Below are 7864 nucleotides of genomic sequence, written 5' to 3'. Positions count from 1 at the left end.
GGGTAGACAATATGCAGCGGTGATTAAGGCCGAAAAGGTTGGTTACTACACCCGACCGAAACTGGCAGTTGTCGCCAATTTCAATGCTGGAGCCCTCTTGCATAAAAAAGGTAGAAAACTTAAAAAACAGGGCATTTTTCCCCAGTTTAATGCCATAAATCCCGGCGAACAGGTAGGTAAGCGCTGAATAGTACTTAACCGAATAATCCTGTTTTTTTATCCGCAGTTTATTTATGATAGAAGTGAACCGGCTCATGTAATAACAGGTTGTAATTCAGTAACAGAATCGTCTGGTCTTTTGCTGGCATGTTCAAAAGGAATGTATAACAGTACCAATGCATAAAAAAATCCAAACCTAAAATATGGTTCACTAACGCCCAGGGTAAGCATTATTATTACAAAAAGCAGGGCCACAAAAGTTTTCTCTTTATAATACACACAAAGCGAACGGATAGACCTTCCCATTAATAGTACATAAATGATAAAAAAAGGAATCCCCCATACCGCTATTACATCTGTTGTTCCATTATTACGCTGAACGGCTTTATCACGGGTCGCCACCCTATGTTCTGGATGGTTTCCTCTACCGAAAAATATAAAAAGTTTATTTTCATCCAATTCGGTAATATCCAGATAGGCACTGGCCATTCTTGAATTACCTCCCTGAACCTGCGCATCATAAGCAACCAGTTTCATTTCATCTTCAATTTTTGATCCCAAAAATTCCAATTCAGCATAAGCATAACCAAACCCACCTGCGAAAACTAGGATACTGACGGCGCGAAGAATGGGGCTTCCAATTTTGACGGCATAATAAACACCTATAAAAAGAAACAAAGCAAGATAGGCCGTGGTTGAAAAAGTGGTCAGAATACAGAAAATAAATAAAATGCCTTTGCGGTTAAAAATTGACCGTTCCTTAATGGAATTTAAAATAAGGGTTACCATCAGGTAACCTCCATATACACCAGCCTCCCAAAAAGGACCTACATTACGTATTCTGAAATTAAAATCAGGAGAAAAATTAAAGAAAAGAAAACTGTGAATGATCTGCCGGATTCCATAGGATTCTTTTTCGATGGGCACATGAATCGGGAAATGGGCAATCAATAAATCGGCAACGCCAGGTTGTATAAAAATTGGGATAAAAAACACGAGGCTGATGATAGCGATATAATACATTATCTGCAAAAAGCTGCTTACAAATCGCTCTTTTAATGCATCTACAGTTATAACAGCTGTCATTAAAATCATCAATTGAGCAACTGCTGTTAATGTATAATAAGTACCAGTATTCAGAAACTGAACAAATAAAATGCCGCAGAACAGTAGCAAAAATGGCAAAAAATACCGCAGGTTGACTTTGAAATAAAAGAAACAAAAAATACAGTATCCGAAATAGGCCAGGAATACCGGCACATTGTCGATAAAAAGAGGCATACCCGATGTTGCCATTAATCCCAGTAACAATATTATTTCAATAAACCGCTTCACTTATACTACAGTGGATTGTGAAATACGAACCCTGCTATTACTGATGATAGCCTGATATATTTCCTGTAAGGATTTTATGATTTCCTGTGGATTATGGCGTTTTACTGCCCTTGTTCTTGCTTTCTGCCCCAGGCCAACGGCCTTATCGGGATCTTGCCCCAACTCAATTATATGCCGGGCAAGCAGGTATTGGTCATTATCGGGGTACAACAGCCCTTCTTCACCATCTACCAAAAGGGAAGCCACCCCGCCAGTATTGGCGGCTATTACCGGCATGCCAAGTAACATTGCTTCACAAACACTATTGGGACTATTGTCAATATGAGAGGGGTGAACAAAAACATGCGACTGGCAAAGATATTCAACCAATTGCTCGGCATTTACCGGACCATGAAATGTTACATTATTTGATTCAAAGGAACCATTCAACAACTCTTCAAACAATTTAACCAGTGTATGGCTTCCATGAATACCATAAATATTCCACTCGAAATCTAGCTTCGCCTTTTGTTTTAATAACACGGCTGTTTTCAGCACTATATCCAGCCCCTTATAAATATTCGGGTTAATGGTTGTACTGATTTTTAAGGTAGTGTGCTTGGCAGGCATTTGCCAGTGATGCTCGTTAAATAGAGGGCGAATAACCTCTTCACAATGAAAATAGCTGGATCCAGGAGACAATAATTTACTCACCGATTCATCCCAATAGGTTCTTCCCATATAAAATTTACAGTGAGAAAAAATTTGTCGCTCGCGGCTTGCCATTTTTGACAGCGTTCGATAATCAAAAAACAAGCCGGTACCACGGAGGCTGTCCAATACGGGGGTTTTCCTAAAAATACTGCCGTTTGAAATACCCCTGGGAAACCAGTTATCAAGGTAGGGTGTCAGAATTCCCTGGATATGTAATACAACCGGCGTATTTACATATTTCGCTACCATGCCAAACACTTCCTCAGAACCAAAAACATGTATAAGATCGGGCTTAAACTGATCGATGATTTTTAAAAGCTTATAAATTTTCGAATCTGTCGGAAGATTCAGCAGAAAACGATCTTTAATCCGGGACAATGCATTCTTTTCTTCCAATGCAATGGCAAAATAGGTGGTATTGCCCTTCAGAATTTTTTTATCTTCTTTCATCGGATAAAAAAAAGCAATGCCCAATTCAATGGAAGTTGTTTGGGTAACCAGGGTTTCGAGTGATGAAATCCATCCACCGCCTTTACTAACTGCGCCCAGTTCAGCCGCTGCGTTAGAGGGCGTATTGGTAAACCAGAGCACTTTCATAAGAGGGATTTATTTATTCCAGACACCGGTAGCATTTTGTTGAATAATTTTTCTGTATTGCAGTGGCGCTATAAAAATCCCATATACATTACAGATGATAGATGAATAAATTAAGCCGGCTTGTCCCAGGTATCTTCCTAAAAAAATAGCCAGCGGTATAAATAAAATCGGTGCAAGTATACTGGTAAGAAATTGCAGAAAAACCTTTCCGGTACCATTGATAAAAAACACAAAGATGGAACCAAAAGAACTACTTATAAAGTACAACCACATAGCAAATCCTGCATGCAGCGAATACCGTACAGAATCACCCACCCAGAACTTTATTACCGGTACACTAACCAGTAGCATAAGAAGCCCCCCCACAGCTATAAGCCCCCATATTTTGAGCAGCTTATTGATGGTTTGTTTAATCCAGGGTATATCATTTTTATGGTAGGCATCGGAAAAGGCTACCCAAAAGGGCGACATAACGATCGAAAACACCATCGTGATAATACCAAAATACTTATAGTTTATATTATAGGAAGTTACTTCATCCGCATCGTAGAGCTTCAATAAGAGAATATTGGTTGTTTGATATAGAATAATTGCAGCGATCTGAATGATAAAAAATTTTACCCCCAGGCCCATGAGCGTACGGGAATAAGAAAAATTGACGCTTTTAAACGAGGGGGCAATTAATTTATACCGGGTTTTAAAATAAAAAACACTGGAAAAAAAATAAACCACCAGCGGTGTTGCACTGAATGCGAGGCCGAGATAAAGCAGGTTGCCTTCTGTTGTTTTCGTTAATATAAAAATAATGGCAAGCGACAAGAGGTTACCCAGGAAACTAAGAAAGGAGGCTGTTGAAACCTGTTGGTGTGCAGTTAGAATAACTACGATGGTTTGCAAAACAAACTGAAGACAAAAAAGGACAAAAACCAGGGAAATGAGGTTACGTAATTCTGGCTCCATGGATGCAGGCAGACTGAGAACGGAGCTCCAGTTTACAAAATGATGTACCACCAGGAAAATAACCACAAAAGCTACTACCAATAAACAGAGTATTGCATAGGTGGTGCTTACAAGTGTTTTGGCGAGTTCCTTGTTATCTTTTGCGAGTGCTTCGGCCAGCTTATTTTTCAGCCCATTGCCTAACCCAATATCAAAAAAACTGAACCAGGCAATAATGGAACTTAACGCCAACCAAATTCCATACTGGGTAGCATTTACATATTTAATGGTGAGTGGTACCAGTAGTAAGCTGATAAATACACTACCCCCTTTTACAAAAAGAGATCCAATAATATTACGGATGGCCAGTTTGGTGCGGGCATTATCCGATTGTAAAATGCTGGAAAATAATTTACTGCTAAGAATTTTTGTTCGCATAGTGGTGGGTGCAGGCCAAAGCTTCGCCTCCTCAGTCACACGAACGGGTGCAACCGGGTACGATCGATCTAATCAAAACCTATGAAATGCGGGAAAGAAAACCGGGTAATACTGTTATTAAGCCACAGGGTTATTACCATAACCGAATCCGTTCCCAAACATTTTTATTCCCCAACCGCGGCCTCTAACCGCATTGAATACGTAAGCGGGGTTCTTAAGCGCCTCCATATGACCGTTATACAACAGCATAGTTAGGTTTGCTTTGGATGTAACTCCTTGTCTGATAACGAATAAACTTGCATCTGCAATATGTGAAATGGCCTGAATATTTACATCATCACTGAATGCGGGGCCGGTAATCACTATATAATCGTTGGTAGCAGCCAGTTCATTGATCAGGTTTTCCAGTTTGTCGCTCACCAGCCATTCAGCATTTCCGGAATTGGAACTGCCTGCCGGAAGAATTGCCAACCCTTTTGTTACCGCATCGATATGCAATAATGACTGCAATGGGGTAGCGTTGGTAAAATAATCGATAATGCCCTTGGCATTTTCAAGATTGTAGAGTGAGCTAATCTCCTTCGTATAAAAATCCAGGTCTATCAATACAACTTTTGCATTGGTCATCGCTAAACTAACAGCCAGGTTGGATGCCAGGTATGCTTTCCCCTCTCCACGGTTAGCAGAAGTAATAATAATTTTTTTATGCTGGTGGTTATTTGCCCCGAAGAAAAGCTGGTTACGCAAGCTCTTTAACTGTCCGGCTACTGGAGAAACAGCATTGTTTCGAACCAGGCAAGGATCTTTGGAAGAATCATACGAAATTTCACCCATTACCGGCAACTCCGATAATTTTTCCAGTTCAGAACGGAAAAGTATTTTTTTATTCAATCCTTCTTTCAGACTAACCCAAACGATTCCGGCACCCAGTGCAAATATGAGTGCCGCCAGATACAGAATAAATTTATTGGGACTAACCGGCATTACTGAAGAATACGCTTTATCGATAATACGAGTATCGCCCTTATTGGTAGAGGTAAAAGACAAGGCTGCTTCTTCTCTTTTTTCAAGGAGAAAGGCATAGAGTTGATTCTTAATGACCTGCTGCCGGCTGATTTCAATCAGTTGTTTTTCTTTTTGCGGAATTGCACTAAGCATAGCAGAATACCGGCTGCCGGTGCTGGTATAACTGTTTTTGGAGATATTCAAACTTATTTTCTGATTACGTACATTCTCAAGAATACCTGGTTTCAGCGAACTGATCTGTTCTTTAAGATTTATCAGAATAGGACTGTTTTCACCAGTAGTCCTTTTAAGTTTTTCGTACTCGAGCTGTGTTTCATTAAGTTTATCCAGCATTTGGTTAAGGGCCGGATCATTTACGCCCACTGCGGAGGGAATAATACCCGAACTAGAGGACTCTTTCTGCACGATAAATTTTTCTACTTCATCGAGCACAGCTATCTGGTTTTTTATCTGCTCAAGCTGCCGGTCATATTGCCCTACGTTATCCAGGTACTGACGGCCCTGGGCACTGATATCAATCACCCCCGTATTCGTACGAAAACGTTGAATTTCATTTTCAACGGAATCCAATTGCCCGGCTACAGAACGAATTCTATTTTCCACCATAGCAACGGTGTTGGCAGCCCGTTGGTTCTTATCCTCAATTTCAGCTTCAGTATAAACTTTTACCAGTTCGTTTAGAATATCTTCTGCCCGATCCGGTACCTGGTCTTTAATGGAAATATTGATAACAGTAGCCAGTTTGCTGGCTGGTACTACTTTCAGACGATTCATGAGCGAGGCCTGTATGGGTTGTACAGGATAGAGCGTAAAGTACAGAGAGCGCGATACCGTATCTCCATTATACTTGTAGTTCGGCACAAAACTGATTTCTCCCCATTTCGTAATAACCCACTGGTTAATGGGGAAAATATCTTTACCTATGGTAACCGTTCTGTTATCCCGGTTAAACGCAAAAGGAATTTTTTCTGCTTTTTTAATCCGGGACGGATCTTTAAAACGTACTTTAATCGGAGAAGTAAGGTAAGCTGGCATTTGGCGGAACCTGGTCTCCTCCACCACATCGGCATAAAGGCCAAGGTTGTTGACCACATCCGAAATAAAGGAATGTGATTTTAGAATTTCGATTTCATTCTCTACCAGTTTCTTACCCCTGAAAAGGTTAAGATCCTGCAACATTTCAGATTCATTCAAGCCCTTGGATTCATCTTTGATCACAACAGAAGAATAGGCTTCATAAACGGGAATTGTATATTTCCCATAAGCATAGGCAACACCGAGGAAAATTATTATCAGCAACGCATACAAAGGCCAGAAGGGTAAATACTTTTGCAGCAATTGCTTAAAAAGATCATCCTCTTTCGCCCGGAAAGTCTTGTTTTGTGTAGAAGGCATATCGTTCTATTTCAGAGTTAGCAATTGGATTATCGGAAAACCCTATCAACAATGATAGCGAGTAGTGCAAAACCACTTAACAATGCCGGTAGTAAGGTAGTGAACCGGCTGGTACTTTGCACTCTTGCTTTGTTTGCCTCTACGTAAATAATATCATTACTTTTCAAAAAATAGTAGGGGGAGCGAAAAAAGGATTCGTCATTCAGGTTAATGCGCCGGGTAATCTTTTTATTTCCTTCTTCGCGAATCAGTAAAACATTGTCTCTTTTTGCGGTTAGCAATAAATCACCAGCCATACCGATGGCTTCAAGCATGGTGATGCGTTCATTCGCAACTGAAACCACCGAAGGTTTTCCTACTTCACCCAATACGGTAACTCTGAAGTTCAGAATCCGTACACTCACAATCGGATCCACCAATAATTTCCTGCTTGATAAAGCCAGGGTTAGAGAATCTGTAAATTGTTGTTTGGTTAACCCTGCTGCCTGCAAACGGCCCAGCATAGGAAAGGTAATAACTCCTTCGGGGTCTACCAGGTAGCCGACCGGGGCCAAAGTATTATTGGTGTTACCGAAATAACCCGCCGGGGTAGTATTGATGGTATTAAATGGTAAATTGGCATCAGGGTTTAGAGAACTAATGTTAATACCCAAAATATCGGCTTTTTGAATAATCGGATCCAGGTTGGCATCCACCAACGGATATTGTGAAGGATAGGCATCATTGAAATAACGAGCCTTTTCAACGCTGGCACAACCGCCCAAAAATACACTGAGTACCAGCAACCATAGTAAGCGGGAGTAAATGGCGCGGGCAGGTAACACGAAACGATTCATGAGGTAACAGGGGTTTAATGGTAAACACAACTTTAACATCTGTAACAGCCATAGGTAATTCCCATCGGAATTGTACGCATATTAAAGATGCGTAAAAGTAATACATCACCTGACTTTATGCAAATGTTTGGTAGGATTTACCGATTACCAAATCTGGTGCTTTCAAAGGGTGGCACTGGATTAAAATAAATAACTGAATATCAGCTATTTAAAAGTTTTCATTAAACACTAAGGGTTTACCATTAACGTAGACCTACGTGAAAAATTGCGTTTAATTAGCTGTATTTCGAACAATTTGCGGAAGCTTCTACACGTTTTGTTGTTTCAACTGTGAAATTTTTTTACCGGTATTTCTGGCACAGATTTTGGTAAAAACATTAACAGTTCTGAAAATCCAATATCATGAAATCCAGTACCCGCACTCATGTAGTGAAAACATGTGCGTC

Annotated in this window: 6 protein-coding genes; all 6 read right to left on the bottom strand. The window is 40.3% G+C overall.

Annotated elements, in window-relative coordinates:
* On the bottom strand, nucleotides 1-256 hold a 256-nt coding region (locus A1D16_RS20580), incomplete at its 3' end, for a hypothetical protein (protein WP_290713187.1).
* The gene (locus A1D16_RS20575) at nucleotides 253-1455 is read right to left on the bottom strand and encodes a hypothetical protein (protein WP_290713184.1); all 1203 of its coding nucleotides are present in this window, start codon (nucleotides 1453-1455) and stop codon (nucleotides 253-255) included. The genes A1D16_RS20575 and A1D16_RS20580, both read right to left, overlap by 4 nt.
* Nucleotides 1456-1494: 39 nt before the next feature.
* A complete protein-coding gene (locus tag A1D16_RS20570) occupies nucleotides 1495-2784 on the bottom strand; it encodes a glycosyltransferase (protein ID WP_290713181.1) in 1290 nt (429 codons plus the stop codon).
* A 9-nt stretch (nucleotides 2785-2793) separates the two neighbouring features.
* Nucleotides 2794-4161 (bottom strand): oligosaccharide flippase family protein, encoded by a 1368-nt coding sequence (locus A1D16_RS20565; protein ID WP_290713178.1) that lies wholly within the window; start codon nucleotides 4159-4161, stop codon nucleotides 2794-2796.
* A gap of 117 nt (nucleotides 4162-4278) precedes the next feature.
* Nucleotides 4279-6582: a polysaccharide biosynthesis tyrosine autokinase gene (locus tag A1D16_RS20560; protein WP_290713175.1), complete on the bottom strand. Its 2304-nt coding sequence runs from the start codon at nucleotides 6580-6582 to the stop codon at nucleotides 4279-4281.
* 29 nt (nucleotides 6583-6611) lie between these two features.
* Entirely contained in the window at nucleotides 6612-7418 is an 807-nt protein-coding gene (locus A1D16_RS20555) for a polysaccharide biosynthesis/export family protein (RefSeq protein WP_290713172.1), read from the bottom strand.
* Nucleotides 7419-7864: the final 446 nt, after the last annotated feature.

Source organism: Flavihumibacter sp. CACIAM 22H1, assembly GCF_001601815.1.
Taxonomy (GTDB): Bacteria; Bacteroidota; Bacteroidia; order Chitinophagales; family Chitinophagaceae; genus Flavihumibacter.
Note: the sequence above shows the minus strand (reverse complement) of the source record. Positions and strands in the feature narration are given on the sequence as shown.

Bases quoted from the DNA above. Each gene is read 5' to 3' on its own strand.
- A1D16_RS20560 (WP_290713175.1), bottom strand. From the start codon at position 6,582: ATGCCTTCTACACAAAACAAGACTTTCCGGGCGAAAGAGGATGATCTT.
- A1D16_RS20570 (WP_290713181.1), bottom strand. From the start codon at position 2,784: ATGAAAGTGCTCTGGTTTACCAATACGCCCTCTAACGCAGCGGCTGAA.
- A1D16_RS20565 (WP_290713178.1), bottom strand. From the start codon at position 4,161: ATGCGAACAAAAATTCTTAGCAGTAAATTATTTTCCAGCATTTTACAA.
- A1D16_RS20575 (WP_290713184.1), bottom strand. From the start codon at position 1,455: ATGGCAACATCGGGTATGCCTCTTTTTATCGACAATGTGCCGGTATTC.
- A1D16_RS20555 (WP_290713172.1), bottom strand. From the start codon at position 7,418: ATGAATCGTTTCGTGTTACCTGCCCGCGCCATTTACTCCCGCTTACTA.